Here is a 26,568-nt window from a genome sequence, read left to right as displayed (position 1 = left end):
GTTGGTTGCAGGGAAAGGGTTGAGATAATGAGAGAAACCGGTGGGCTGTCCGAAATGCAATTGGACGCGCTGCAGGAAATAAGCAATATCGGACTTGGGCACGCGGCAACTGCGTTGGCGGAAATGCTGGACAGCAAGATTGGCATGGGTGTTCCAAAGAGCAGTTTTGTGGCATTTGATAAAGTCATCGATATTATTGGCGGGTATGAGGAACTGGTGTCCTGTGTCAGCCTGCAGCTGGAGGGTGACATAAAAGGAATAGTTTTCTATATTTTTAATGAGCAAAGTACTTATAGCCTGGTAGATATGCTTATGGGATTTGCAGATGGTACCACCAACGAATTGGATGAGCTGGCTACCTCTACCATCAATGAGATTGGTAATATACTAACCGGTTCCTTTATATCTGCCATAACTGATTTCACTGGTTTGCGAATTAACCCGTCCACGCCTATTTTCGCCTTTGACATGCTGGCCGCTGTATTCACATCTCTGGTTATTGAATGCGGGCAATCGGAGGGTGATAATATTTTAACCATTGAAACACAGCTGTTTAGGGATGATCAAAAGGTAAGCGGGCACTTTTTTTTGATGTCCGAACCCGAATCCATAGAAAAGCTGCTTCTTGCACTGGGAATAGAAGCTTAAACAGAACGGAGGGACATTTAATGTCTTTGAGAATCCTAATAGTGGATGATGCCACATTTATGCGTATGATGATCAAAAATATTGTTACTAAAAATGGCTTTGAAGTGGTAGCCGAGGCGGAAAACGGTGCCCAGGCTGTAAAGCTATACGCAGAGCATAAACCCGATTTGGTAACCATGGATATTACTATGCCTGAAATGGACGGAATCGAAGGGGTTAAAGCAATTAAAAAAATTGATCCCAACGCCAAAATAATTATGTGCAGTGCCATGGGGCAGCAGTCCATGGTTATGGAGGCCATTCAGGCCGGTGCCATGGATTTTATCGTCAAACCGTTCAAACAGGACAGAATTCTACAGGCTATAGACAGGGTTATGAATAGATAGAGATTGAGGGAGAAATATGCAGGAAGTTCTATCCCAGAGTGAAATTGACGCCATGCTGGAAGCCTTGACCCAGGGTAATTTGCCGGTGGAAGAAATGGAAGCGGGCAGCGTACCCAAGGTTAGGAACTATGATTTTCGCAGGCCCAATAAGTTCTCCAAGGAACATTTAAGAACACTGGAAATGCTGCACCAGCACTATGCCCGGCATTTATCCAGTTTTTTATCCGGTTATTTAAGGTCTAATGTTAATATTGAACTGGCTTCGGTAAGCCAGATTATTTTTGATGAGTTTATTCGTTCCATTCCCACACCTACAGTGCTAACTGTTTTTGATCTTTTACCCCTAAATGGCTCAGCTATCATGGAAACCAATAACAGTTTTATCTTTCCTGTTATTGATATGGTTTTCGGTGGCAGTGGCACTACCGGTGATTTAAACCGGGAATTGACTGATATCGAGATACAGGTCACCAAAAAACTTATGGCCCGTATCCTTGAATACCTGATTCCCACCTGGCACGATGTATATGAAATTAAACCCGAAGTCCGGTCCATAGAGACAAACCCGCGCTTGCAGCAACTGTATGCACCCAACGAGGTGGTGGCTTTAATAACTTTATCCGTTATTATTGGTGAAAACGATCAGGGTATGATTAATATTTGTCTGCCGTACATAATGCTGGATCCGGTTATCGCCAAGCTTTCGGTTCACCAGCAGTTTATCAGGCAAACCCCTGCTGATTTTGCGGAGAGCCATAAGTTGATCGCCCAATGGTTGGGGCAATGTGCTGTAGATATTACCGCTGTCATTGGGGAGACAGCTGTGACCGTGGAAGATTTTTTGCAAGTTCAAGTGGGGGATGTAATAGTTCTAGACAAAAATGTGGATAGCGATTTAGATATTTATGTCGGGGAAGACATAAAATTCGGTGCCCAGGTGGGTTCAGTGGGGGACAATTTGGCCGTTCAAATTGTTTCACTTGTTGAAAGGAAAGATAGCGATGAGTGATAGCGAAAACAAACTGTTGCAGCAAGATGAAATAGAAGCCTTAATAAAACCTTCAGATAGTAATAAAAATGAGCAGTACGGCAGTCAGGGGTTAAGCCAGGCCGAAATAGATGCCATGCTGGGTGCCGCCCGGGATGACGCCGGTCAGGAGTTAGACCAGGCCGAAATAGATGCCATGCTGGGTGCCGCCCGGGATGACGCCGGTCAGGAGTTAGACCAGGCCGAAATAGATGCCATGCTGGGTGCCGCCCGGGATGACGCCGGTCAGGGGTTAAGCCAGGATGAAATTGACACCTTGTTTGGTACCGGCGGAGGTAACGGACGGGAAAAATATGAAATAGATGAACCTGAGGATGAAGATTTACAGTCGGCATTAACACCGGAGGAAAAGGATGCCCTGGGCGAGATTGGTAATATATCCATGGGTTCCTCTGCTACGACGCTGTCTCAGTTGTTAAACAAACGGGTGCAGATAACCAGCCCCAAGGTTATTATTACCCGCCAAAGGGATTTTTTTGAAGGGTTCAACGTACCCTACCTGGTTATCAGAGTACGTTTTAAAGAGGGCCTCAGTGGTTACAATGTGCTGGTTATTAAGATGCGGGATGCCATGGTGATGGCAAATTTAATGATGGGTAGAGACGGTACGGATTTACAAGACGAAATATCGGAGTTGGAAATCAGTGCGGCTGCAGAGGCTATGAACCAGATGATTGGTTCCGCTTCGACAGCGCTGGCTGATATGCTGGACAGAAGTATCAATATATTGCCACCGGAAACCGATACCGTGATGGAAACAAGCAAATTCAGCATCAACCTGCCCTTCGAAGACCCCATAGTGGTAAGTTATTTCCGTATGACGATAAACGGCTTACTGGATACTAATATCATGCAAGTATTGGATATTAATACTGCCCGGGAACAGACCAGGCTTTTATTGGAAAAGTTCGGTGTTATGGATGTAGAGGCAGAAGAAGAAGTTGCTACACCTGTGCCTGAACCAGGGGTGATGGAAAAACCCGACAATGCACAGGTGCAAGACCGCACTGCACAGCAACGTGATGATTTTACAACGTTAGCAGGGCGTGAAAAAGTTGCGACTCAGTCAACCAATTCAGGTTATGATAAGGATGCTTTGCCGCAAGTGGACCCCGAAAAACTGAATATGTTAATGGATATTCCTTTAAAGGTTTCGGTGGTTTTGGGGCGCACCCAAAGGCAAATTAAAGAGGTATTACATATGACTCCGGGGGCCATAGTGGAATTGGAAACACTGGTTGATGAACCGGTGGATATATTAATAAACGGTAAACTGGTGGCCAAAGGGGAAGTGGTGGTGGTTAATGAAAACTTTGGTGTTAAAATCACCAGTATCATTTCCACCAGGGATAGGATAAACAGCTTGAGATAATACCGGTATAGAACACCCGGACTTACGTGAATACCGTAAAAGCAAGCCTGTTTGGAGGTTATAAGTAGCTCTCACGCGGATTTTTGAACAGTTTTTTTAAAAAAAGGGGGAGAAGGGCATGGCCACCCGTACCCCCTTTTTTATGTGCAAGATTTATGCTTTAAAACTTGTTAACAACCAGCCCGGTGATTAACTTGGGAAAAAAGAAAGTGGATTTTTGCGGCATTTTTTCTCCGTTGGCGGCAATTTCGGTTACTTCGCCGATAAGGGTGGGATTCATTAAAAATGCCATCCGGCAGCGACCCTCATCCACTGCCTGTACAGCCTCCCGGGCATCCCGGGTGTATTTAACCGCTTCACCACCCGCCAGGGCCTCATCATCTATACCAAGCCGGCTTTCCAGGATGAGTTTTTGCAAAACTGATACATCCAGTCTGCGCCAGGCAGTTGAGCGTTCAGCGGGCATTTTCCGCGCGATTATACTATCATCCTTCAGCGTTATTGCATAATAAACGTTTTCCCCCCAATAAAGTCCGAATACTTGCCGGTGTGCAGTGTCGCCCTTTTCCTGCAGTCCCGCCAAATCAGCCATTAATTCCGTGACTTTATCAACATCTGTGGCGGTTATTTTTTCAATGATAAAGTCTTCCTGTAATGCGGCCAGTAGTTTTTGCTTGTCTACCTTACTCTGTACAACCAGCCGGTGGGTGGGCAGTATGACAAGGCCGGGATCGTAGAGGTTGACTAAAGTCATCATTACATAACCGGCAGACGGGTTCCCGGGGTTTTGCCGGGCGTAGTTCAACGCAGTTTCGTAACGGTGATGCCCGTCAGCAATAAAAATGCGCTGCTGCCGCATTAGTTGCTGCACTTGCCGTACCAGCTGGTCACCTGTAATCACCCACAACCGGTGCCCGTGGCCGAATTCATCGGTAAAACTGACGGCGGCGGGGGAATCTTGCACCGCGTCCAGTAACAATTGGTCAATGCTGCGCTGCGGGTCGCTGTACAAACCAAATATGGGGCTGAAGTTGGCCCCACAGGCCTGCATTAGTGCCAACCGGTCAGCTTTGTGCTTGGGCATGGTTTCTTCGTGGGGGAGAATTACTCCGTTTTCGTAAGGCTCCAGCTTTACACCGCAAATGATACCGGTACGTACCAGTGTTTGTTTGTCTATGTTAAATTGCTGCTGGTAGAAGTAAACGGCAGGGGCGTCCTCTTGTTTCAGTATTCCTTCGCTCTGCCAGCGACTGAAAAATTCTGCGGCCCGGGTATAGCGGTTGTCTGTATCGTTATCTGAGGGACTCCTTTTACCATATTCCAGGCGGATAATATTATAGGGATTCAGCTGGTAGTATTTTTCCTGGGCGGCGGCGTCGATTACGTCATAGGGTGGTGTAACCAATTCTTTAATGCTGCCGGCTTTTTTTTCATCGTAGCGTAGTCCGCGCAGGGGTACGACAGTAGCCATATTATTCCCTCCTGTTTTATTTTTTTCTGGTCCAGCGATGGGAGTCACGGGTTTTGTATTTTTCCATCATTTTTTTAAATGCTTCGTCAAGGTTGATGCCCAGCGAGTTGGCGTAACAGATAATAATGAATAAAATGTCAGCCAATTCCATAGCCAGATCACCCTCGGGTTCATCCGGCTTTTTGGGTTTGGTGCCGAACCGGTGGTTGACTTCTCTGGCCAACTCACCCACCTCCTCGGTGAGGCGGGCCAGCATGGCCAGCGGTGGCCAGTATCCTTCTTCAAATTGACCGATCCAACCGTCCACTTCCCTTTGCATATCCTGTATATCCAACTTTCCAGCACTCCTCTTGCTTATTAAAACATTCCTATTTTAACACAATTATTCTTTAAAAAACAGGACAGCCGGTGTTAAAAGGAATATTTACGAGGCAAACTTCGTATAAATTTACAGGAATGCGTTGCTATTATAAAAGGAGTGAATTGTTATGCCCGAGCCGCGCTGGCTGGTAGTGGATAAAAAGTTACTGCTGGGTTTGGTGGTTGCCGTGCTGGTCTTGCTGGGTATTTACCGTGGGGCCGGGGCTTATTATACTAAAATCAGTGTGCCGCCCGAGGAATTACTGGCTGCGGCCATGGAAAAAACCTTGCATGCCGGCTCTCTGCGCTTCAGCATGCTGGTTAAAATAGGAGACAGGGTGATTTCCGATGTCCAGGGGGTACGGGTGGCACCGGATAGAGTACACATCACTGGAACTATGCAGGATATGCCGGTGGAATTTATTCATACCGGTGAAAAAACATTTATCAAGGGGTACTGGTCGGATAACTGGACTCTCCTGGAAGGTAACAAAATGGCCGAGTCGGAGCTATTTGTCACCGAGTTTAACCCGCTGGGTAATTTTAATTTTAAAGATGTACCCATCATTAAGGAACTGAAGGCCGAAGAGATTGATGGTGTAAAGTACAGGGTGCTGGAGTTAAAACCCATCGTACAGAATGCATTAATGGAATTAAGTTACGATGATTTTAAATACTGTATTTGGGTGCACCCGAGTGACCAGGTGATTAGCAGAGCCCGCATTGAAGCCACCGGCAAGCATGGCAAAAGGGACAAACTGGAAATCAACATGAAAATGTGGGATTTCAATAAACAGCTACAGGTGACCGCACCCGATGTGTAGCTTAGTCGCGGTATATTGACAATGTTTGAAATGCTTTGTTATAATAACCCAGATTTTGATATCAGGGGGAATTTATTTTGCATCCGGATGTGGAAAAAGTGTTGATTCCCAAGATGGAAATAGATAAAAAGGTGCAAGAATTGGGGAACAATATCTCCAGGGACTATGCGGGCAAAGAACTGTTGATGGTGGGTATATTGAAAGGCGCCGTGGTGTTCATGGCTGATTTGATTAGGGCCATGAACATCGATGTACGGGTTGACTTTATGGCCGTGTCCAGTTACGGGGCGTCCAGCAAATCAACCGGCGTGGTGCGCATATTAAAGGATTTGGATAAAAGTATTGAAAACCGTCACGTGCTCATTGTCGAGGATATTGTCGACACCGGCCTTACTTTAAACTACCTGTTGGATGTTCTAAAAACCCGAGACCCGGCCAGCGTGCGTATTTGCACCTTGCTGGACAAGCCCTCCAGGCGGGAAGTAAATGTGCCTGTGGATTACAGCGGTTTTAGCATACCGGATGAATTCGTGGTGGGCTACGGGCTTGATTATAATGAAAAATACCGGCACTTACCTGAAATTTTTGTATTGAAAAAGGAAATTTACCAGTAATTTTCATCCTCTGCCGGTGCCGCGTTGGCGGCATGACTGTCTAAATGCAAATAGTTTATATGGGAGGAAATAAAAGATGTCTATACCCGAACGGGAGATGGTCGTGGTACTGGATTTTGGTGGGCAGTACAGCCAATTGATTGCCCGTCGCGTTCGTGAAGGTCGTGTTTTTTGTGAAATGCTGCCCTTTAACACCCCGCTGGCTGAAATTCAAGCCAAAAAACCGCGGGGCATTATATTTTCCGGGGGACCTTCCAGCGTATACCAGCAAGGTGCCCCGGTGGTGGACAAGGAAATATATAATTTAAACATACCTATACTGGGCATTTGCTATGGCATGCAGTTGATGTCCCTCCAATTAGGTGGTACTGTAAGCCGGGCCACCCGGCACGAGTATGGTAAAACTGATCTTGAGGTCATGTCCCGGGAAGGTTTGCTGTGCTGCATGGGTGAGAGGGAACAGTGCTGGATGAGTCATGGTGACCTGGTGGAGGCACCACCGCCGGGATTTAATATTTTGGCTCGCACCGAGCAGGCTCCGGTGGCGGCCATGGCGGATGCGGAGCGGGGTTTGTATGCAGTGCAGTTTCATCCCGAGGTGGTGCATACCCCCAAAGGGCAGGATATACTGCACTATTTCCTGTATGATATTTGCGGTTGTACCGGAAACTGGACGATGGGTTCCTTTATAGAGCATACTGTGGCGGAAATCAGGGAACAAGTAGGCGACAAGCACGTGCTTTGCGCTTTAAGCGGCGGTGTGGACTCGTCGGTATCCGCCGTTCTGGTGCACCGGGCCATTGGGGATAAGCTGACTTGCGTGTTTGTCAACCACGGCCTTTTACGTAAGGGGGAAGCCGAGGCGGTGCAGAAATTCTTCCGGGACGGCTTTAATATCAACCTTGTATATGTAGATGCTTCAGAGCGGTTTTTAAATAAACTGCAGGGAGTTACCGACCCGGAACGCAAGCGTAAAATAATTGGTGAAGAGTTTATCCGGGTATTTGAAGAAGAGGCCGCCAAAGTGGGCGAGATAGACTTTTTAGTGCAGGGTACTTTGTATCCCGATGTGGTGGAAAGCGGCACGGCCACGGCGGCGGTGATTAAATCACACCATAATGTGGGTGGTTTGCCCGAGGATATGAAATTGTCCCTGATTGAGCCGCTGCGCTGGCTCTTTAAGGACGAAGTGCGCCAGGTGGGGGAAAAGTTAGGTATGCCCCCCGAAATAGTCTGGCGCCAGCCTTTCCCCGGTCCCGGCCTGGCGGTGCGCATATTGGGTGAAGTTACACCTGAAAAAATAGCCCTGCTCCAGGAGGCCGATGCCATAGTAACCGGTGAAATCGCCCGGGCCGGTTTGGACCGGGAGATTTGGCAGTACTTTGCCATGCTGCCCAATTTGCGCAGTGTCGGGGTCATGGGTGACGAGCGTACTTATGCCCACACTGTGGCTATCAGGGCCGTCCATTCCCACGACGGTATGACCGCCGATTGGGCCAGAATACCCTATGACGTACTGGAGCGTATCTCCAGCCGCATAGTCAATGAGGTGGAAGGGGTTAACCGGGTGGTATACGATATCACCTCCAAGCCCCCGGCTACCATTGAGTGGGAGTAAGGGAAATCCATATTGGACTGTTATTCCTAATAACCTTTGGTGCCGCTGGCTCTTATCAGTATTTATATTTTGCCCGGTTATGCTTGACTGTCCGAATATCCATAGGTTAATATTAACTTGGGAAGCTATTTTAAATAAATATTTCCCATGAGAGAAAGTGTACCTAGGGTTCCACACCGCCCCCGGCGGTGGTTTGGTCCAAGCGGTACAGGCAGCTGCGGGCATATTACCGCATGCGGCTACACCGGTCGGGATAAAAGCCCAGGCGGGTAGGTTTCACTCTTTGAACCTACCTGTCTGGCTTTTTTATTACCGCATATAATCTTAAACTTAGAGATACATACTCTAATAGTATTATAATCACATCCCGGGAGGAGGCGTGAAATGGATAAGCCATTGGTAGGTATAGTAATGGGCAGTGATTCCGATTTACCGGTAATGCGCGGAGCGGCGGATATACTGGACGAGCTTGGAGTTCCCTGGGAAATAATAATATCCTCTGCCCACAGGGCGCCGGAAAAAACAGCCGATTACGCCCGCCGGGCTGCCGGACGGGGTTTGGTGGCCATCATTGCAGGGGCAGGCGGCGCGGCTCACCTGGCGGGCGTCATTGCCGGCCACACGGCCTTGCCCGTCATTGGTGTGCCCATAGCTTCCGGTGCCTTAAACGGCGTGGATGCCCTGTACGCCACAGTGCAGATGCCCTCGGGTATACCGGTGGCTACAGTGGCCATAAACGGGGCCAAAAACGCGGGTATTCTGGCTGCTCAGATTGTTGGTACAGGCAGCCCCGAAGTACGGGAGAAAATAATTGCTTATAAAGAAAAAATGGCCCGGCAGGTGGGGGAAAAATCAGCCCGTTTGCAGGAATTGGGCATAGATGAGTATTTAAAAACAAAGGGAGGAAGCAAAGCTTGATTGATCGCTATACATTACCGGAAATGAAGGCCATCTGGTCCCAGGAAAACAAGTACCGCAAGTGGCTCGAGGTGGAGATTTGCGCCTGTGAAGCACTGGCCGAAATGGGTGTAGTGCCCGCCGAAGCTTTGCAGGAAATTAAAGAAAAAGCCAATTTCACCGTGGAGCGCATTGATGAAATAGAAGAAGTTACCAATCATGATGTAATTGCTTTTCTTACCTGTGTTGCAGAGCATGTTGGGGATGCCTCCAAATACATTCACCTGGGCATGACCTCTTCGGACGTGCTGGATACCGCCCTTGCCCTGCAGATTAAGGAAGCGGGGGAACTGATTCTCAAACGTCTCCATGAACTGCGTGACGTATTGTTGGAAAAGGCCAAAGAGCATCGCTATACCATTATGATCGGTCGTACCCACGGCATTCACGCCGAACCAACCACATTTGGTTTAAAAATGCTGCTATGGGTGGCGGAAACCGAGCGTAACATCAAACGTATGGAAAATGCCATCGCCACCATCAGTGCAGGCAAAATATCCGGTGCCGTGGGCACCTACGCCAACATTGACCCGGCGGTGGAACGGCACGTATGTGCCCGGCTCGGTTTGAAGCCGGCCCGGGTTTCCACCCAGGTGTTGCAGCGGGACAGGCATGCTGAATTTTTAACCACCCTGGCTGTGATTGGCAGTTCGCTGGACAAGTTTGCCACTGAAATCAGAAACCTCCAGCGTACCGATATTTTAGAAGCCGAAGAATATTTCAAAAAGGGCCAGAAGGGTTCATCGGCCATGCCCCACAAGCGCAACCCCATAACAGTGGAACGCATCAGCGGCCAGGCCAGGCTATTAAGGGGCAATGCCCTGGTGGCTATGGAAAACGTGGCCCTGTGGCATGAAAGGGACATTTCCCACTCTTCGGTGGAAAGGGTGATTATACCCGACAGCACCATCACCCTTGATTATATGCTATATAAGTTTAGCAATATTATGAAAAACCTGCTGGTTTACCCCGAAAATATGAAAAAGAATATAGAAAAAACACACGGGCTGATTTTTTCACAGCGGGTGCTGCTGGCCCTGGTGGAAAACCATGGTTTAACCCGGGAGAAGGCTTACGAGCTGGTGCAGCGCAACGCCATGCAATGCTGGCGGACGGGGGAGGATTTCCGCAAGCTGCTGCTGGGCGATGCGGAAGTGGCCGCAATTTTATCTGTGGAAGAAATCAACGAAATATTTGATTATAATTATCACCTGAAGCACGTGGACGAAATTTACAAGCGGTTTGGCCTGTAGAATTTGCCTGTTAACATATGTTCCCGAAATAATGATGTGAATATTTGATATGGAGGCATAATTTAATGGAAAAACTGGAACAGCTTTACGAAGGTAAGGCGAAAAGAGTTTACCGAACGGACAACCCCGACTATTACTGGGTGGAGTACAAGGACGATGCCACCGCCTTTAACGGCCTGAAAAAGGGTACTATTACCAACAAGGGGTCACTGAATAACCGTATTTCGGCGTATTTTTTCCGTATGCTGGCCAAAAACGGCATTGATTCTCATTTTGTCGAGGAAAAATCCGACCGGGAAATGATCGTTAAAGCCCTTAAAATCATACTGGTGGAGGTGGTGGTACGCAATATCGCCGCCGGAAGTCTGGCCAAACGTTTGGGTTTGGAAGAAGGCACCCCTTTGCAAAGCACAGTGGTGGAGTATTACTATAAGAGTGATGAATTGGGCGACCCGCTGATTAATGACGACCATATTCAGGCCATCAACCTGGCCACCCCTGAACAGATGGCCAGGATCAGGGAAATTGCTTTAAAGGTTAATGAAGTGTTGCGTTCTCATTTGGCCGGGCGGGACATTGAGCTGGTTGATTTTAAATTGGAATTCGGGCTGCATAAAGATGAGCTGCTGCTGGGTGACGAAATATCTCCTGACACGTGCCGTTTCTGGGACAAACATACCCGGGAAAAGCTGGATAAGGATCGTTTTCGCCGGGATCTGGGCAACGTGGAGGAAGCCTATCAGGAAGTGTACCGGCGTTTAACCAGGTGATAATTACTATTAAATATTTTAATCTGGGGGAGATAAAATGGTAAGTTTTCGGCCCGGATTGCCAAGTAATATGATTTTACCCGACAAACCCAGGGAAGAGTGCGGTGTTTTTGGAATTTTCGCTCCGGGGCGCGATGTGGCCAGGTTGACCTATTACGGTCTCTATGCCCTGCAGCACCGTGGTCAGGAAAGCGCAGGTATAGCTGTCGCCAACGGGAAAAGGTTACAGCTGCACAAGGGTATGGGGTTGGTGCCCGAGGTGTTTTCCGGCGATCAATTAAGTTATTTAAAAGGTGATATGGCCATCGGTCATGTACGGTATTCCACCACCGGTGCCAGCCATGCTATAAATGCCCAGCCACTGTTGTTTCGCTATGCCGGAGGCATGATCGCCCTGGCGCATAACGGCAATCTGACCAATGTAACGGAATTGCGTTCTCAGTTAATGGCCGGCGGTGCGGTTTTTCAATCCTCCACGGATAGTGAGGTAATTGTAAACATTATTGCCCGCTCGGACCGGGGTGATTTAAAGGACGCCCTGGCTAAATGTATGATTGACATTAAGGGCGCTTATTCGCTGGTAATACTCACTGTGGATAAGCTTATTGCCATGCGTGATCCCAACGGGTTCAGGCCCCTTTGTCTGGGTACCCTTGATAACGGTTTTGTGGTGGCTTCGGAATCCGCAGCCCTGGGCACAGTGGGTGCCGGTCTGCTCCGGGATGTGCAGCCGGGAGAAATCGTGATTATTGGCAAAAACGGGCTGGAATCTTACCAGGTACTGCAGCCGCGCCGGCGATCCCATTGTATTTTTGAGTACATTTATTTTGCCCGTCCCGACAGCACTATTGACGGCTTTAACGTCAACCAGATGCGCCGGGCCATGGGCCGTGTGCTGGCCAAGGAATACCCGGTGGATGCCGATCTGGTCATCCCCGTGCCCGACTCGGGGACTGCGGCGGCCCGGGGTTTTGCCGAAGTGGCCGGCATTCCCTTTGAAGAAGGGTTGATGAAAAATCGTTATATCGGACGTACTTTTATTCAGCCTACCCAGGACATGCGGGATCTGGCGGTGCGCATAAAACTCAGCCCTGTGCGGGAGGTACTGGCCGGCAAACGGGTGGTGATGGTGGATGATTCCATTGTGCGGGGTACCACCAGCAGTAAAATTGTGGCTATGCTGCGGGACTGCGGAGTGCGTGAGGTACATATGTGCCTCAGTTCACCTCCCATTACCCGGTCATGCTATTATGGTATTGACACCTCCAACGAGCAGGAATTGATTGCCGCCCAGATGTCTACCGAGGAAATTTGCCGTTCCATTGGTGCGGACAGTTTACATTATCTTTCCCTGGAGGGACTGCTGAACATATTCGGTAATTCCCGGGATGCCTTTTGTACCGCCTGTTTTGACGGCAAGTATCCGGTGGAGGTGGTTAAACCCCAGGAAGCCGGCAAATACAGCCTGGAATAAGGAAGCAAGGGGAAGCAAGGGGACGGTTCCCTTGCTTCCTAAAATAGATGAAAATTTAAGGACGGGGAACGCGTGTTGGAACAGAAACAAAAAACAATTACTTATGCGGATGCGGGTGTCGATATTGATGCCGGTAACCGGGCCGTAGCTTTGATGAAAAAATCGGTGCAAAGCACCTGGCGCCCCGAAGTGCTCACGGGTATCGGGGGTTTTGGCGGGCTGTTTGCCCTGGATACCACCAAATACCGCGAGCCCGTGCTGGTATCCGGTACCGACGGAGTGGGTACCAAGCTGCGGGTGGCTTTTTTGACCGGTATACATAACACCATTGGTATTGATGCCGTGGCCATGTGCGTCAACGATATCCTTACCCTTGGTGCCCAGCCGCTATTTTTCCTGGATTACCTGGCCGTGGGCAAGCTGAAGCCCGAGCAGGTGGCGGATATCGTATCCGGGGTGGCCGAAGGCTGCCGCCAATCGGGCTGTGCCCTGATTGGCGGGGAAACTGCTGAAATGCCTGATTTTTACGGGGCTGGAGAATATGACATTGCCGGCTTTGCGGTGGGTGTGGTGGACAAAAACAAAATTATCGACGGCAGCACCATTGCGCCTGGGGATGTACTGGTGGGCTTGCCTGCCTCGGGTTTGCACAGCAATGGTTATTCACTGGCTAGACGCGTGTTGCTGGATAAGGCCGGGTATCAAGTGGACCAGGTGCACCCTTTACTGGGTTGTTCCGTGGGCGAAGAAATGCTGCGCCCAACCAGGATATATGTTTCAGCCGTGCTACCGCTACTGAATAAGTTTGAAATAAAAGGGCTGGCCCATATCACCGGGGGCGGTCTGGTGGAAAACATACCTCGTATACTGCCCGGTGGGACGGCGGTGCAAATAGATACCGGTACCTGGGAAGTGCCGGCCGTATTCAAGGTTATTGCCCAAGAAGGGCCGGTGGATAGCGGTGAAATGTACAGGGTATTTAATATGGGCCTTGGTATGGTGCTGGTGGTACCTGCCGCCCGGGCCGGAGATGTGGTTGCCGACCTTAAATCCCGCGGCGAGGATGCCCGGGTGATCGGCGAGGTTATCCCGGGTGATGGCCGGGTGCATCTTACTTAAAGCAGCAATTCGCCAGTTAAAAGTTTGGGGTGTTTAACGCCGGGAACGGAAAACTATAAATAATCCGCTTATTACGGTCGCAGATGTAAATTGTTTTCGGTATTCAGATGTTTTTTGTGAGGGAGATTTATGGAGAAAAAAAATATCGGTGTACTTGCCTCGGGGCGGGGTTCCAACTTGCAATCCATAATGGATGCTTGTGCGGCAGGTCGCATACCGGCCCGGGTGGCGGTGGTGATCAGCAATAACAAGGATGCCTATGCCCTTGAAAGGGCCCGGCAGGCCGGTATTGCCGCGGTGGCGGTAAACACCGGTGACTACCCGGACAAGGCGGAGTATGAGAAATATATTGTTGACATTCTAAAAGAACATAATGTGCACCTGGTGTGCCTGGCCGGATACATGCGTTTGGTAGGAAAGACACTGCTGGAGGCATTTCCCGGGCGGGTAATGAATATCCATCCTGCTCTATTACCCGCCTTTCCGGGGCTGCACGGGCAGGAGCAAGCCTGGCGCTACGGGGTTAAATACAGCGGCTGCACTGTACACTTCGTGGACGAAGGTATGGATACAGGACCCATTATACTGCAGGCCGTGGTGCCGGTCCACGATGACGATACCGCAGATACCCTGGCAGCGCGCATCCTGGAGCAGGAACACCGGATTTACCCCGAAGCAATTAACCTCTACTGCACTGGCAAGCTGGTGGTAGAGGGAAGAAAAGTGCGCATACTGAAGTAACACGAAAGTGTGGGGAAGCGGTGGGAAAACGGCTCCAAAAATTTTTATTCAGCCAAGGAAGCAGGTTAATCGCACACATGCTACCACAAGCTCCCACAAAAGGCAGCAGGAGAACCGTCACCTTGCTTATAATCATTGGTGTACTGTATTATGAGGAGGTTTGCAAAATGACAATAAATCGTGCGCTGATTAGCGTATCGGATAAGTCCGGGCTGGAGGAATTCGCCCGGGGTCTGGTGCAGGCCGGAGTGGAGATAGTTTCCACCGGCGGTACCGCCAAGGCGCTGCGCGGGGCCGGTATACCCGTCACTTACATAACTGAAGTTACCGGCTTTCCGGAAATACTGGACGGGCGGGTGAAAACCCTGCATCCCAATGTGCACGGGGGAATTTTAGCCATGCGCACTGAGTCGCATTTAAAACAATTACAGGAACAGGATATTACACCCATTGATCTTGTGGTGGTAAACCTTTATCCATTTAAAGAAACGGTGGCCAAGCCCGGGGTCACATTGGAAGAGGCCATTGAAAATATTGATATCGGTGGGCCCACCATGGTGCGCGCGGCGGCCAAAAACTACCGGTATGTGCTGGTGGTGGTAAGCCCGCAGCGCTATCCCGAGGTGCTGGCAGCCGTACAAAAGGGCACCATTGATGAACAGTTTCGCCTGGAACTGGCCAAGGAGGCCTTTGCCCATACCGCATCCTACGATACCGCCATTTCGGCTTACCTGGCCGGTCTCGACCAGCCGGCCGGTGACTTCCCCGCCGTATGGGAGAAAAAATATGAACTGGTGCAAACACTGCGCTACGGCGAAAATCCCCACCAGCAGGCGGCCTTTTACCGTGATTCATCGGTAACCGGGGCCTGCGTGGCCAACGCTGTACAACTACATGGTAAAGAACTTTCCTACAACAATATACTGGATATCAATGCTGCCTTTGAGGCGGTGAAGGAATTCAGCGGCACAACGGCTGTAATAGTCAAGCACAATAACCCGTGCGGCGTTGCCAGTGCCGGTAATCTGGTTGATGCTTACAGGATGGCTTACGATGGAGATCCCGTGTCGGCATTCGGCGGTATCGTGGCCTTTAACGCCCCGGTGGATGTGGATACGGCCCGGGAAATGAATAAAATATTCCTGGAGGCGGTTATTGCGCCGGATTATGATGATGAGGCCCTGGCTGTGTTAAAAGAAAAGGAAAACCTGCGCATTTTAAAAACCGGGCCGCTTGCCGGTCCCACAACCGACCGTTTTGATGTGCGCAAAGTTAACGGGGGCCTGCTGGTGCAGGACTTTGACCGGGGTGTGGTGGATACCGAAAAAATTAAAGTTGTTACCAAGCGTGCCCCTTCCGAGGCCGAAATGGACGATTTGCTTTTTGCCATGGCTGTGGTTAAACACGTTAAATCCAACGCCATTGTGGTGGTTAAGGATAAGAAGGTGCTGGGCGTAGGGGCCGGGCAGATGAACCGGGTCACTTCGGCCCGTATTGCACTGGGACAAGCCGGTGACGCGGCCCGGGGGGCAGTGCTGGCTTCGGATGCCTTTTTCCCGTTTTCGGATACCCTGGAGGAAGCTGTGGCAGCAGGTATTGCTGCGGTTATTCAACCCGGCGGCTCAGTGCGCGATGCCGAGTCCGTTGCCGTAGCCGATGAGCACGATATAGCCATGGTATTTACGGGTATGCGTCATTTCCGGCACTAAACCGGTGCCCGTTAGAATTAGCCGGGGGAGGAAATGCCAATGAAAGTTTTAATTGTGGGGGGCGGCGGTAGAGAACACGCGCTGGCCTGGAAAATTAATCAGAGTTCCCGGGTAAAAAAAATATTCTGCGCGCCGGGTAATGCCGGTATTGCCCAACTGGCAGAATGCGTGGATATTAAAGACAGCAATATACCGGCCATCGTTGACCTGGTACGGCAGGAGAAAATTGATTTGACCGTTGTAGGTCCCGAGGCGCCGCTGGTGGCCGGTTTGGTGGATATTTTGGAAAAGGAAGGCTACCCTGTATTCGGCCCCAGGCGGCGGGCGGCGGAAATAGAGGGCAGCAAAGTACTGGCCAAGGATATCATGTATAAGTATGGTATACCCACAGCCCGGTACGCTGTTTTTGATAATGCACAAAAGGCCAGGGATTATATTAAACAGTTGAGTGGCCCCTGTGTGGTCAAAGCTGACGGCCTGGCCGCCGGTAAAGGTGTGATTGTGGCCGGGGATGAACAAACCGCACTGGCTGCGGTAAATGACATTATGGAAAGCAAAGTATTTGGCGCTGCGGGAAACCGGGTTGTGGTGGAAGAATGTTTGCAGGGGGAAGAGGTCAGTCTGCTGGCCTTCACCGATGGCGAGCATGTGGTGCCCATGCTGGCAGCCCAGGACCATAAGCAAGTGTATGACAATGATACAGGGCCCAATACCGGCGGTATGGGGGCTTATGCGCCGGCACCTGTTTTGACTCCGGAACTCACTCAGCAGGTGTTGGAAAAGGTGATGATCCCTGCGGTGCGCGGCATGGCTGCCGAAGATCGCCCTTACCGGGGAGTGCTGTACGCCGGGTTGATGATGACGGAGCAAGGCCCACAGGTTTTGGAGTTTAATGCCCGGTTTGGCGACCCTGAGACCCAACCACTGCTTATGATGCTGGAATCGGATTTGGTTGATGTGATGGAAGCACTACTGGCGGGCGAATTAAACAAAGTGAACCTGCGCTGGTATGACGGCGCCTGTGTTTGTGTGGTGCTGGCCTCCGGCGGGTATCCCGGGCCGTACGGCAAAGGCGAAGTTATCACCGGTCTGGCCGATTTGCCCCCGAATGTAGTGGCTTTCCATGCGGGTACGGCATATAAAGGCGGCCAGGTGGTTACTGCGGGCGGCCGGGTATTGGGCATAACCGCCAGGGCCGCTGGAATTCCCGAGGCCATTGAACTGGCTTACCAGGGTGTATCCCGGGTGAAGTTTAACGGTATGCATTACCGCAGAGATATAGGAAAAAAGGCTATCAGCAGATAGCCCACAGGTTATTAAAGTGGCGGTAAATCCCGTACGGTACGAAGGTCGGGGTCTACCGCCTTTTTTTGCCTTTAAACCCCAGCAGGAAACTACCGCTTTTTGTTTAATTTAATGCGTTAAAGAAAAAAAGGATTTGTTTACAAGTTGTCGAACTGCATATTAGGTTTTTAGAAATAACAACCTATATGTACAAAATATGAATTAATAAACCGGGAGGAGTATAAGGTGGCTTACACCGGAAAATTGCGTGATCCTTTGTTGAATCAACTTTTTGAAGCCATTCTACAACTTAAGGACACCGATGAATGTTATCAATTTTTTGAGGATATCTGTACCGTCACCGAAATTAAAACAATGGCCCAGCGACTGGAGGTGGCCAGAATGCTGCAGGGCAACTATACTTACGGTGAAATTGCCTCACGAACCGGAGCCAGCACGGCCACCATCAGCAGGGTCAAGAGATCCCTGAATTATGGCGCGGATGGTTACAAAACTGTGCTGAACAGGTTAAAAACAGCCCAGGCTGAAGCCAGTGACGTTAAAATTTAGTGTTGACAGTGTTAAGATACTGCTTTAATATTTTATTGTATCATCGCTTTAACATATTAAAGGAGGGCATTTGGTGATTCGCATAATAACGTCAGTGGATAAAGCCCTGTCCGAATTATTGCAGAATAGAACTGTGGATTTGGAAAAAGTCGAAAATGTGGTTAAGGACATTGTTACTGCCGTTAAAAATGGTGGAGATGAACAATTATGCGCCATAACCAACCGTTTGGATGGTACAAAACTGTCACCCGGGGGTCTTGCGGTGGGGCAGGATGAAATAAAGGCCGCTTATCAAAGGGTTGGCGAAGGTTTTTTAACTGCGCTGCGCCTGGCCGCCCAAAATATTTATCGTTTCCATGACCGCCAAAGGCGCAACTCCTGGATAGACCCGCAACCTGACGGCACTACTCTGGGGCAAATGGTTTCACCTCTGGGTAGAGTGGGTATCTATGTGCCCGGTGGTAAGGCATCCTACCCCTCCTCAGTGCTGATGAACGCGATTCCCGCAGCGGTGGCGGGGGTGCGGCAGATAGTGATGGTTACACCGCCGGATAAAAGCGGTGCCGTGAACCCCCACACCCTGGTGGCGGCCGCCGAGGCCGGGGTGACCGAGATTTACCGTGTGGGCGGGGCCCAGGCCGTGGCTGCACTGGCCTACGGAACCGAAAGCATAGCCCGGGTGGATAAAATAGTGGGCCCGGGAAATATTTATGTGACGGCGGCCAAACGGCAGGTTTTCGGTGTGGTGGATATCGATATGCTGGCCGGCCCCAGCGAGGTGCTTATTGTGGCCGATGATTCGGCCAGACCGGATTTTGTGGCTGCGGATATGCTGGCCCAGGCTGAGCATGATGAGCTGGCCTCGTCCATACTGGTAACGCCGGTTGCAGCACTGGCTCAAAAAGTGCAACAGCAGTTGAATAAACAGTTGGCCCGGTTGACACGACGCCAAGTGGCCGAAAAATCAATTAACGAAAGAGGGGCTATTGTCATTACCGCCACTTTGGACGAAGCTGTACAGGTGGCCAATGCATTTGCACCCGAACACTTGGAGCTAATGGTGGCCGATCCCTATCGCTGGCTTGGTTCGGTGCATGGTGCCGGGGCGGTATTCCTGGGGCATTTTTCACCCGAGCCCGTGGGTGACTACATAGCCGGTCCCAACCATGTGCTGCCCACAGGCGGTACGGCCCGGTTTTTCTCCCCCCTTAATGTGGACACCTTTACGAAAAAGACCAGCATAATCGGTTACTCATCCCGGGCGCTGGCTAAAGACGGCGAGCATGTTGTTGCCCTGGCCAATACCGAGGGGCTTACCGCCCACGCAGCCTCGGTGCAGCACAGACTGGCATTTTTGGCGGAAAGCACGGGCGGGGAATTGTCCGGTGTCACCGGCATTAACGGTGGTGTTAGCGATAAAACCGCAAGCAATCACATGCTGCCTGGTTTGCCGGGTATGCCCTCAATCAGACCTGGTTTTGGCAACCTGCCGGGGCGGGTGCCAAAGCAAAAATGGAATGAAGTTTCGCCACTTGATTTTAACCGTCTGAACAGTATCCCGGGGGAAGGGGAAAAATGCTGATATGGATAATCAATTTGACCCGGGCTTGCTGGTGCGGGAAAGGCTAAAGGAACTAATCCCGTATCAGGAAGTAAGTTACCCGGAAGTAATTAAACTTAACGCCAATGAAAACCCCTATGATTTTCCTGCAGAAATTTGGCGGGATATTAATGAAATGCTGGGGGCACAGTCCTTCACCCGCTACCCCGATGCTATGGCGCAGCAATTGATACGGGAATTGGCCCGCTGTTACAGCGTGGGTGAGGATAACATCATGGTGGGCAACGGTTCGGATGAATTGATTTTAAATTTAATGCTGACCTTTGGTGCCGGTAACCGGGTGGTTATCGCCGTGCCCACCTTTTCCATGTACGGTATCCATGCCCGGGTGGCCGGAGCTGAAATAGTGGAAGTGGCAAGGCTTGAGGATTTCGGCCTGGATGTGCCGGGCATTATCCGGGCCGGGGAGAGTGCCGCCCTGGTGGTAATTTGTTCACCCAACAACCCCACCGGTAATTCGGCCACGGTGGAACAGGTGCAAGCCATACTAGCCGGTTGCCAGTGCCCGGTGGTGGTGGATCAGGCTTACGTTGAGTTTGGCGGCCAGGATTTCTTACCGCTGCTGGACAGTCACCCCAATCTGGTGATTTTGCGCACTTTTTCCAAAGCTTATGGCCTGGCTGGACTGAGGGTGGGCTATTTATTTGCCCGGCCCCGGGTGCTGCAATATCTCTTTAAAGTCAAGCAACCCTTTAACCTGAATATTTTTTCACAAACGGCCGCGCTGGCTGTGCTTCGGTGCCGGGATATCTTTGCCCGGCAGGTGGCGGAAATAGTTCGGCAAAGGGAGGCTTTATATAAGGCTATGCGGCAAATGCCGGGTTTTGACGTGCTACCTTCCGATGCCAATTACCTGATGTTTAAGACATGTTACCCGGCAGTAAAAATTTTCGAAGGCTTGCTTGAACGGGGTGTGCTGGTGCGCAATTTTGGCGACCCGCTGTTGACAAGGTATTTACGGGTATCTGTGGGACAACCGGAAGAAAATATGATTTTTTTACATTCATTACAGCAGGTTATTGCAGAGCTGGGGGAGAAAGATTGAATGGGAATAATAAATGCACGCGTTGCGGAAATCAACCGGGAAACAAATGAAACCTGTATATCACTGCAGCTGGCTTTGGATGATACAGGACAATCCACAATAAATACCGGCGTGGGTTTTTTGGATCATATGCTACATCTTTTAGCCAAACACGGTGGTATGCAGCTTAAGCTGCAAGCCCGGGGTGATCTGGCGGTGGATGCTCATCATACCGTGGAGGATGTGGGTATCTGCCTGGGGCAGGCGTTAAAGAAGGCACTGGGGGACAAGCGCGGGATAGAAAGATATGGACACGTGCTGCTGCCCATGGATGAAGCCCTGGTGGCGGTGGCCCTGGATTTCAGCGGCCGGGGCTGGTTATCCTTTGATGTACCGCTTCCCGCCGCCAAAGTGGGTGACTTTGATACCGAACTGGTGGAGGAATTTTTAAGGGCTTTTGCCATCAACGGTGCTTTAACCCTGCACGTGCATTTAATGGCGGGCAAAAACACCCATCATATTATAGAGGCTATATTTAAGGGTTTGGGGCGTGTTTTGCGTTTAGCCGCTGAGGTTAAAGATCCCCGCGGGGGATTGCCTTCCACTAAAGGTGTACTTTAATTGGGAGAGAGGGAAACCTTTGATTGCCATTATTGATTACGGTATGGGCAATTTGCGCAGTGTGGCCAAAGGGTTTGAAAAAACGGGCGTATATGTGGAAGTGACTGCGGACCCGCAGGTGCTCAAAAATGCTTCCGGGGTTGTTTTGCCCGGCGTGGGGGCATTTTCCGATGCTATGCGTAATCTTAAATCCCACGGCCTGGTGGAAGCTATATATGACATAATTAATGCGGGAAAGCCGTTTTTGGGTATTTGCCTGGGATTGCAGTTATTATTTGAGTCCAGTGAGGAATGGGGTACCACCGCCGGGCTGGGTGTGTTCCCCGGCCGGGTGCGGCGCTTGCCGCCCGGGCTAAAAATTCCGCATATGGGTTGGAATACACTGTTCTTTAAAAAGCCCTGTCCGCTTTTCAAAAATATCCCGGAACATGCCGCGTTTTATTTTGTTCATTCCTATTATGTGGAACCCGGCGATCCAGAGTTAACGGTGTTTACCACCGAGTATGGCATAGAATTTACTTCTGTTGCCGCCAACGCCAATGTGTACGGTATACAATTTCACCCGGAAAAAAGCAGTGCCCTTGGCCTGCGCATTTTAGAGAATTTTGGGAGGTTGGTTGAAAAATGTTAATTATCCCGGCTATAGACCTGCGGGCTGGGAAGTGTGTACGCCTGGTGGAGGGTAAACTGGACCGCGAGACCATCTATTCCAATGATCCGGCCGCAGTGGCCAGGGTATGGCAGGGCAGCGGCGCCCGTATGCTACACGTGGTGGATTTGGATGGTGCCTTTGCCGGCTCACCCAGGAACCTGGAAACTATTCAAGAAATTCTTAAAGCGGTAACCATACCTGTACAAGTAGGAGGCGGAATTCGTGACCTGGCCACTGTGGAACGCCTGCTGCAAATGGGCGTAGCCCGGGTAATTTTGGGTACGGTGGCTATCCAAAACCCGGCGCTGGTGGCTGAAGCCTGTAAACGCTTTGGCAGTGAACATATTGTAGTGGGTATTGATGCCCGTGATGGCAAGGTGGCCATTGAAGGCTGGGGACTTACTGCGGAAAAGGACGCGCTGGAATTGGCTGATGAAATCAGCCGGATGGGGATCACCAGGGTGGTGTTTACCGATATTTCCCGGGACGGCACTTTAAAGGGGCCGAATACGGAAGCTATTAGAAACCTGGCTATGTCCAGTAAATTGAAGGTAATTGCATCAGGTGGCGTGTCCACTATCCAGGACATTGTTGCCCTGCATGAACTGGCTCCCCTGGGGGTGGAAGGAGTTATCGTAGGTAAAGCGCTGTATGCTGGTACGGTAAGCATTGACGAAGCCTTGGCTTTAGAGAGGTAAAAGAGGGCTTATCATGTTGATGAAAAGAATAATCCCCTGTCTTGATGTCACCGGCGGGCGTGTGGTTAAAGGTACCAACTTTGTTAACTTGCGGGATGCGGGAGATCCGGTGGAGTTGGCCGCGTTTTATGACCGTGAAGGGGCGGACGAGCTGGTTTTTTTGGATATCACTGCTTCCGCCGAGGAACGTAAAACCGTGCTGGATATTGTTTACCGCACGGCAGCCGAGGTTTTTATACCCTTTACAGTGGGCGGCGGAATCAGCACGCTGGAGGACATCAGGACCATGCTTTCCGCCGGCGCGGACAAGGTATCCGTAAATACGGCTGCTGTAAAAAATCCACGGCTGATTAACGAGGCCTCGGCCCGGTTCGGCAGCCAGTGTATTGTGGTAGCCATAGACGCGCGCAGTGTGGGTCACAATAAGTGGGAAGTTTATATCCATGGTGGCCGGACACCCACCGGTATCGATGCTGTGTCCTGGGCGGTGCAAATGGAGGAAAGAGGGGCTGGTGAAATATTATTAACCAGCATGGACCGGGACGGCACCAAAGATGGTTATGATATAGCCCTGACCAAGGCCGTTGCCCGGGCGGTCAGGATACCGGTTATTGCCTCGGGTGGGGTTGGCAATCTTGACCATATCCTGGACGGGCTGACCGGGGGTGAGGCTGATGCCGCCCTGGCCGCGTCGATTTTTCACTTCGGCAATTATACAATAGCAGAAGCAAAGCGGTATTTGGCGGAGCATAATGTGCCCGTGCGCATTTAAATATTTCTGAACTATGGGTATTAGAGTATTGGAACTAAGATACAAGTAATTTGAGAAATCTGTCTTATCTTTACAATTTGTGTAATGGATAAATTTGTTTACTTAATATAGAGCATAATATGGAAACTGGGGTGTGACAAGGTGCAGGTAAAGCAAATAAAACCCGAAGAGCTTAAATATAACGGTGACGGTCTGATACCCGCCATAGTGCAGGATGTGGAAACCAAAGAGGTGTTGATGCTGGCCTATATGAACAGCGAGGCAGTGGCCAAAACCCTTTCCACCGGTGAAACCTGGTTCTGGAGCAGGAGCAGGCAAAAATTCTGGCACAAGGGTGAATCATCGGGCAATGTGCAAAGGGTTAAGGAAATGTATTTTGATTGCGACAAAGACACTTTGCTGCTGCTGGTGGAGCAAAGGGGAGCCGCCTGCCATGAGGGTTATTACAGCTGTTTCCACTATGCCCTGGCCGGGGACGGAACGGTTACCGTCAAGGGGGAGCCTCTGTTTAACCCGGAGGAAGTATACGGCAAAGAAAGCAAGTAGCCGCTGCGGTGGAAGCCGGGTAAAAACAAAAATCGCCTGATCAATCGTTTAGTTTGTAGCCACCGTAAGGTGGCATTTTGCTTGCCAAAGGGTAAGTTGTGGTAATATAATTTTGTGGCACATGTGATTTATCACTTCGGTAAAAATTAAACTTGGAGGTTGTCATGGATTTAACTGCGCTAAACGAAGCGCAAAAAAAAGCGGTGACATACGGTGACGGGCCGCTGCTGGTACTGGCCGGAGCGGGCAGCGGCAAAACCAGGGTGTTGACCACCAGAATTGCCTATTTACTGCTGGAAAAGGGCGTCGATCCCTATAATATTTTAGCCATTACTTTTACCAATAAAGCAGCCCGGGAAATGCGGGAGAGAATTGCCGCTGCGGTGCCCGGGATGGCGCGTGATTTATGGGTTTTTACTTTTCATGCCACTTGCCTGCGCATTTTGCGGCGCCAATCGGGTTTTGCCGGTTTTACATCCAACTTTGTAATCTACGATGCGGACGACCAGAAGACCGTTATTAAGGAATGTCTCAAAGAGTTAAACCTGGACGATAAAAAATTCCCCCCTCAGGCCATGTCGGCGGCCATATCCCAATCTAAAAACATGCTTTACGGGCCGGCGGAAATGGAAAAAAAGTCGTATGATTATTTTAGCCAAACTGCTTGTAAAGTGTACAAGCTTTACCAGGAAAAGCTGCGGCAAAATAATGCGCTGGACTTTGACGATTTGCTGATGCACACGGTGCATTTACTGCAAAACAACCCGGCTGTGCTGGACTATTACCAGGAAAAATTCCGCTATATACTGGTAGATGAATACCAGGACACCAACCATGCCCAGTATGTGCTGGTTAACCTACTGGCCCAAAAATACCGGAATATCTGCGTGGTGGGAGACCCGGATCAGGGTATCTACGGCTGGCGGGGGGCGGATATTCAAAATATCATGAGTTTTGAGCGGGATTACCCGGACGCAGCCGCCATTGTTTTGGAGCAAAACTACCGTTCCACCCGCACCATCCTGGAATCCGCCAATGCAGTGATCCGGCATAACCGGGACCGTAAGGAAAAGAAGTTATGGACCGCCGGGTCTTTGGGGGATCCCATTACTGTTTTCACCGCCCGGGACGAGCATGCCGAGGCCAGTTACGTGGTGGAGCAAATCCGCCGCTGGCACTCCCAAATGAAAAAAAACTACCGGGATTTTGCTGTGCTGTATCGCACCAATGCCCAGTCCCGGGTGCTGGAAGAAAAATTCTTGGCTGCCGGCATACCCTATACCATTGTGGGGGGCCTCAGGTTTTATGAGCGCAAGGAAATTAAAGATTTGTTGGCCTACTTGCGGCTACTGGTCAACCCCAATGACCGCTTAAGCTTGCGGCGGGTGATCAATGAACCCAAAAGGGGTATCGGGGCCGCTTCATTAAACAAAATACTTAACTGGGCGGACGAAACCCGCCAGGCACCACTGACCTTGTTGGAAAACGGCGGTGGCATTCCCGGCCTGGGCGGTAAAGCCGCCGGGGCAGCCCGTGTTTTTGGTCAAACCATGGGTGATATCAAAAAAAGGATGCCAGGCTTACCCATCACCAGGCTGGTGCAAATGGTGCTGGAGGAAACAGGTTACTGGCAGGCTCTGGAAAACGAACGCACGGTGGAATCCAGAACCCGGATGGAAAACCTGCGCGAATTTTACACAGTTACCGGAGAATACGATGCCAGTGGTGAGGGCGGTGGCCTGGAGGATTTTTTGTCATCACTGGCTCTGGTTACCGATCTGGACAATTACGAGCAGGATGCCGACCAGGTGACATTGATGACCATGCACAGTGCCAAGGGACTGGAGTTTCCCGTGGTGTTTATTACCGGTATGGAAGAAACCGTTTTTCCCCACTCCCGTTCCATGGAGGACAGGCATGAATTGGAGGAAGAAAGAAGGCTTTGCTATGTGGGTATAACCAGGGCCATGGAGCACCTGTACCTGACCCATTGCTGGCAGCGTACTTTATACGGCTACACCAGGATGAATGAGCCTTCCCGCTTTTTGCGGGAACTGCCGCCTGATTTGCTTGATACAGGTGCTCCCCTGGATAACCCGGAAGACCGGGCCCTGTCCGGGAAATTGCCAGTGGCCGGCCCTGTTGACAGTGCATGTGGTGGCGACTTTCAAGAGGTGCCCGGTCAAGCTTATTGCAATACACCAACCGGTAGATCCACCGGTACCGGGTCGCTGGCGTCACCGGGAGGGCAAAATATAACTTACAGTACCGGGGAAAGGGTTTACCATCGCAAATGGGGACAGGGTATCATCAAAGAAGTACGGGGCAAAGGTGATAATGCCGAGCTGAAAATAGAGTTTCCGGGGCTGGGTGTCAAAACACTCCTGGCCCGCTATGCACCGCTTACACGATAGAA

26 protein-coding genes and 1 riboswitch are annotated in these 26,568 nt (G+C 50.4%); of the genes, 24 read left to right on the top strand and 2 right to left on the bottom strand.

The annotated features are described in order from the left end of the window. Nucleotides 1-27 precede the first annotated feature (27 nt). Genes LX24_RS06175 through fliY form a run of 4 tightly spaced genes read left to right on the top strand, consistent with a single transcriptional unit; the run spans nt 28 to nt 3,454 of the window. The gene (locus LX24_RS06175) at nt 28-648 is read left to right on the top strand and encodes a chemotaxis protein CheC (protein ID WP_166511263.1); all 621 of its coding nucleotides are present in this window, start codon (nt 28-30) and stop codon (nt 646-648) included. A 20-nt stretch (nt 649-668) separates the two neighbouring features. Continuing rightward, nucleotides 669-1,034, top strand: a complete 366-nt coding sequence (locus LX24_RS06170; RefSeq protein ID WP_166511262.1) for a response regulator — start codon at nt 669-671, stop codon at nt 1,032-1,034. Between the two features lie 16 nt (nt 1,035-1,050). Then, complete coding sequence (gene fliM / locus LX24_RS06165) at nt 1,051-2,043, top strand: flagellar motor switch protein FliM (RefSeq protein ID WP_166511261.1); 993 nt, start codon at nt 1,051-1,053, stop codon at nt 2,041-2,043. Next, nucleotides 2,036-3,454 (top strand): flagellar motor switch phosphatase FliY, encoded by a 1,419-nt coding sequence (gene fliY, locus LX24_RS06160; RefSeq protein ID WP_243131638.1) that lies wholly within the window; start codon nt 2,036-2,038, stop codon nt 3,452-3,454. The genes fliM and fliY overlap by 8 nt, the downstream gene beginning before the upstream one ends. Before the next feature lie 160 nt (nt 3,455-3,614). Here fliY and LX24_RS06155 read toward each other — a convergent pair whose 3' ends face one another. Then, complete coding sequence (locus LX24_RS06155; protein WP_166511260.1) at nt 3,615-4,925, bottom strand: DUF1015 domain-containing protein; 1,311 nt, start codon at nt 4,923-4,925, stop codon at nt 3,615-3,617. 16 nt (nt 4,926-4,941) lie between these two features. Beyond that, complete coding sequence (locus LX24_RS06150; RefSeq protein ID WP_166511259.1) at nt 4,942-5,259, bottom strand: nucleotide pyrophosphohydrolase; 318 nt, start codon at nt 5,257-5,259, stop codon at nt 4,942-4,944. Nucleotides 5,260-5,413: 154 nt separating this feature from the next. On the opposite strand from LX24_RS06150, the gene LX24_RS06145 reads away from it, so the two are divergent. The 20 genes from LX24_RS06145 to pcrA all read left to right on the top strand — a co-directional run bounded on the left by LX24_RS06145 (nt 5,414) and on the right by pcrA (nt 26,566). Further along, entirely contained in the window at nt 5,414-6,109 is a 696-nt protein-coding gene (locus tag LX24_RS06145; protein WP_166511258.1) for a hypothetical protein, read from the top strand. A gap of 77 nt (nt 6,110-6,186) precedes the next feature. After that, entirely contained in the window at nt 6,187-6,723 is a 537-nt protein-coding gene (gene hpt, locus LX24_RS06140) for a hypoxanthine phosphoribosyltransferase (protein WP_166511257.1), read from the top strand. A 76-nt stretch (nt 6,724-6,799) separates the two neighbouring features. After that, nucleotides 6,800-8,341: a glutamine-hydrolyzing GMP synthase gene (guaA, locus tag LX24_RS06135; RefSeq protein ID WP_166511256.1), complete on the top strand. Its 1,542-nt coding sequence runs from the start codon at nt 6,800-6,802 to the stop codon at nt 8,339-8,341. A gap of 152 nt (nt 8,342-8,493) precedes the next feature. Next, a riboswitch (guanidine-I (ykkC/yxkD leader) is annotated at nt 8,494-8,611 on the top strand. 114 nt (nt 8,612-8,725) lie between these two features. Beyond that, nucleotides 8,726-9,259, top strand: coding sequence for a 5-(carboxyamino)imidazole ribonucleotide mutase (gene purE, locus LX24_RS06130; RefSeq protein ID WP_166511255.1), 534 nt, complete (start codon nt 8,726-8,728; stop codon nt 9,257-9,259). Then, a complete protein-coding gene (purB, locus tag LX24_RS06125; RefSeq protein WP_166511254.1) occupies nt 9,256-10,551 on the top strand; it encodes an adenylosuccinate lyase in 1,296 nt (431 codons plus the stop codon). The genes purE and purB overlap by 4 nt, the downstream gene beginning before the upstream one ends. 65 nt (nt 10,552-10,616) lie before the next feature. Next, on the top strand, nt 10,617-11,321 hold the full coding sequence (gene purC / locus LX24_RS06120; RefSeq protein ID WP_166511253.1) for a phosphoribosylaminoimidazolesuccinocarboxamide synthase: 705 nt from the start codon (nt 10,617-10,619) through the stop codon (nt 11,319-11,321). A gap of 37 nt (nt 11,322-11,358) precedes the next feature. Next, nucleotides 11,359-12,795, top strand: a complete 1,437-nt coding sequence (gene purF / locus LX24_RS06115) for an amidophosphoribosyltransferase (protein ID WP_166511252.1) — start codon at nt 11,359-11,361, stop codon at nt 12,793-12,795. A 72-nt stretch (nt 12,796-12,867) separates the two neighbouring features. Then, nucleotides 12,868-13,914, top strand: a complete 1,047-nt coding sequence (purM, locus tag LX24_RS06110; RefSeq protein ID WP_166511251.1) for a phosphoribosylformylglycinamidine cyclo-ligase — start codon at nt 12,868-12,870, stop codon at nt 13,912-13,914. A gap of 129 nt (nt 13,915-14,043) precedes the next feature. Continuing rightward, a complete protein-coding gene (gene purN, locus LX24_RS06105) occupies nt 14,044-14,655 on the top strand; it encodes a phosphoribosylglycinamide formyltransferase (protein WP_166511250.1) in 612 nt (203 codons plus the stop codon). A gap of 167 nt (nt 14,656-14,822) precedes the next feature. Further along, nucleotides 14,823-16,364, top strand: coding sequence for a bifunctional phosphoribosylaminoimidazolecarboxamide formyltransferase/IMP cyclohydrolase (purH, locus tag LX24_RS06100; RefSeq protein ID WP_166511249.1), 1,542 nt, complete (start codon nt 14,823-14,825; stop codon nt 16,362-16,364). A gap of 39 nt (nt 16,365-16,403) precedes the next feature. Further along, nucleotides 16,404-17,669: a phosphoribosylamine--glycine ligase gene (gene purD, locus LX24_RS06095; RefSeq protein ID WP_166511248.1), complete on the top strand. Its 1,266-nt coding sequence runs from the start codon at nt 16,404-16,406 to the stop codon at nt 17,667-17,669. A 225-nt stretch (nt 17,670-17,894) separates the two neighbouring features. Then, nucleotides 17,895-18,218 carry a YerC/YecD family TrpR-related protein gene (locus LX24_RS06090; RefSeq protein ID WP_166511247.1) on the top strand — a complete coding sequence of 108 codons (324 nt, stop codon included), beginning with the start codon at nt 17,895-17,897 and terminating at the stop codon, nt 18,216-18,218. 73 nt (nt 18,219-18,291) lie between these two features. Beyond that, on the top strand, nt 18,292-19,800 hold the full coding sequence (gene hisD, locus LX24_RS06085) for a histidinol dehydrogenase (RefSeq protein ID WP_166511246.1): 1,509 nt from the start codon (nt 18,292-18,294) through the stop codon (nt 19,798-19,800). A gap of 1 nt (nt 19,801) precedes the next feature. Further along, the gene (hisC, locus tag LX24_RS06080; RefSeq protein ID WP_166511245.1) at nt 19,802-20,884 is read left to right on the top strand and encodes a histidinol-phosphate transaminase; all 1,083 of its coding nucleotides are present in this window, start codon (nt 19,802-19,804) and stop codon (nt 20,882-20,884) included. Further along, nucleotides 20,885-21,484, top strand: coding sequence for an imidazoleglycerol-phosphate dehydratase HisB (hisB, locus tag LX24_RS06075; protein WP_166511244.1), 600 nt, complete (start codon nt 20,885-20,887; stop codon nt 21,482-21,484). Between the two features lie 19 nt (nt 21,485-21,503). Then, on the top strand, nt 21,504-22,115 hold the full coding sequence (gene hisH / locus LX24_RS06070; protein WP_166511243.1) for an imidazole glycerol phosphate synthase subunit HisH: 612 nt from the start codon (nt 21,504-21,506) through the stop codon (nt 22,113-22,115). Then, nucleotides 22,109-22,834 carry a 1-(5-phosphoribosyl)-5-[(5-phosphoribosylamino)methylideneamino]imidazole-4-carboxamide isomerase gene (hisA, locus tag LX24_RS06065; RefSeq protein ID WP_166511242.1) on the top strand — a complete coding sequence of 242 codons (726 nt, stop codon included), beginning with the start codon at nt 22,109-22,111 and terminating at the stop codon, nt 22,832-22,834. Before hisH ends, hisA begins: the two co-directional genes overlap by 7 nt. Before the next feature lie 13 nt (nt 22,835-22,847). Next, nucleotides 22,848-23,606 (top strand): imidazole glycerol phosphate synthase subunit HisF, encoded by a 759-nt coding sequence (gene hisF / locus LX24_RS06060; RefSeq protein WP_166511241.1) that lies wholly within the window; start codon nt 22,848-22,850, stop codon nt 23,604-23,606. Nucleotides 23,607-23,747: 141 nt separating this feature from the next. Continuing rightward, a complete protein-coding gene (gene hisI, locus LX24_RS06055; RefSeq protein WP_166511240.1) occupies nt 23,748-24,152 on the top strand; it encodes a phosphoribosyl-AMP cyclohydrolase in 405 nt (134 codons plus the stop codon). A 164-nt stretch (nt 24,153-24,316) separates the two neighbouring features. Next, nucleotides 24,317-26,566: a DNA helicase PcrA gene (pcrA, locus tag LX24_RS06050; RefSeq protein ID WP_166511239.1), complete on the top strand. Its 2,250-nt coding sequence runs from the start codon at nt 24,317-24,319 to the stop codon at nt 26,564-26,566. The last annotated feature ends 2 nt before the right edge of the window (nt 26,567-26,568 follow it).

This window comes from Desulfallas thermosapovorans DSM 6562, from assembly GCF_008124625.1.
In the GTDB taxonomy this organism is placed as follows: domain Bacteria; phylum Bacillota; class Desulfotomaculia; order Desulfotomaculales; family Desulfallaceae; genus Sporotomaculum; species Sporotomaculum thermosapovorans.
This window is presented reverse-complemented; position numbering and strand designations above follow the sequence as displayed.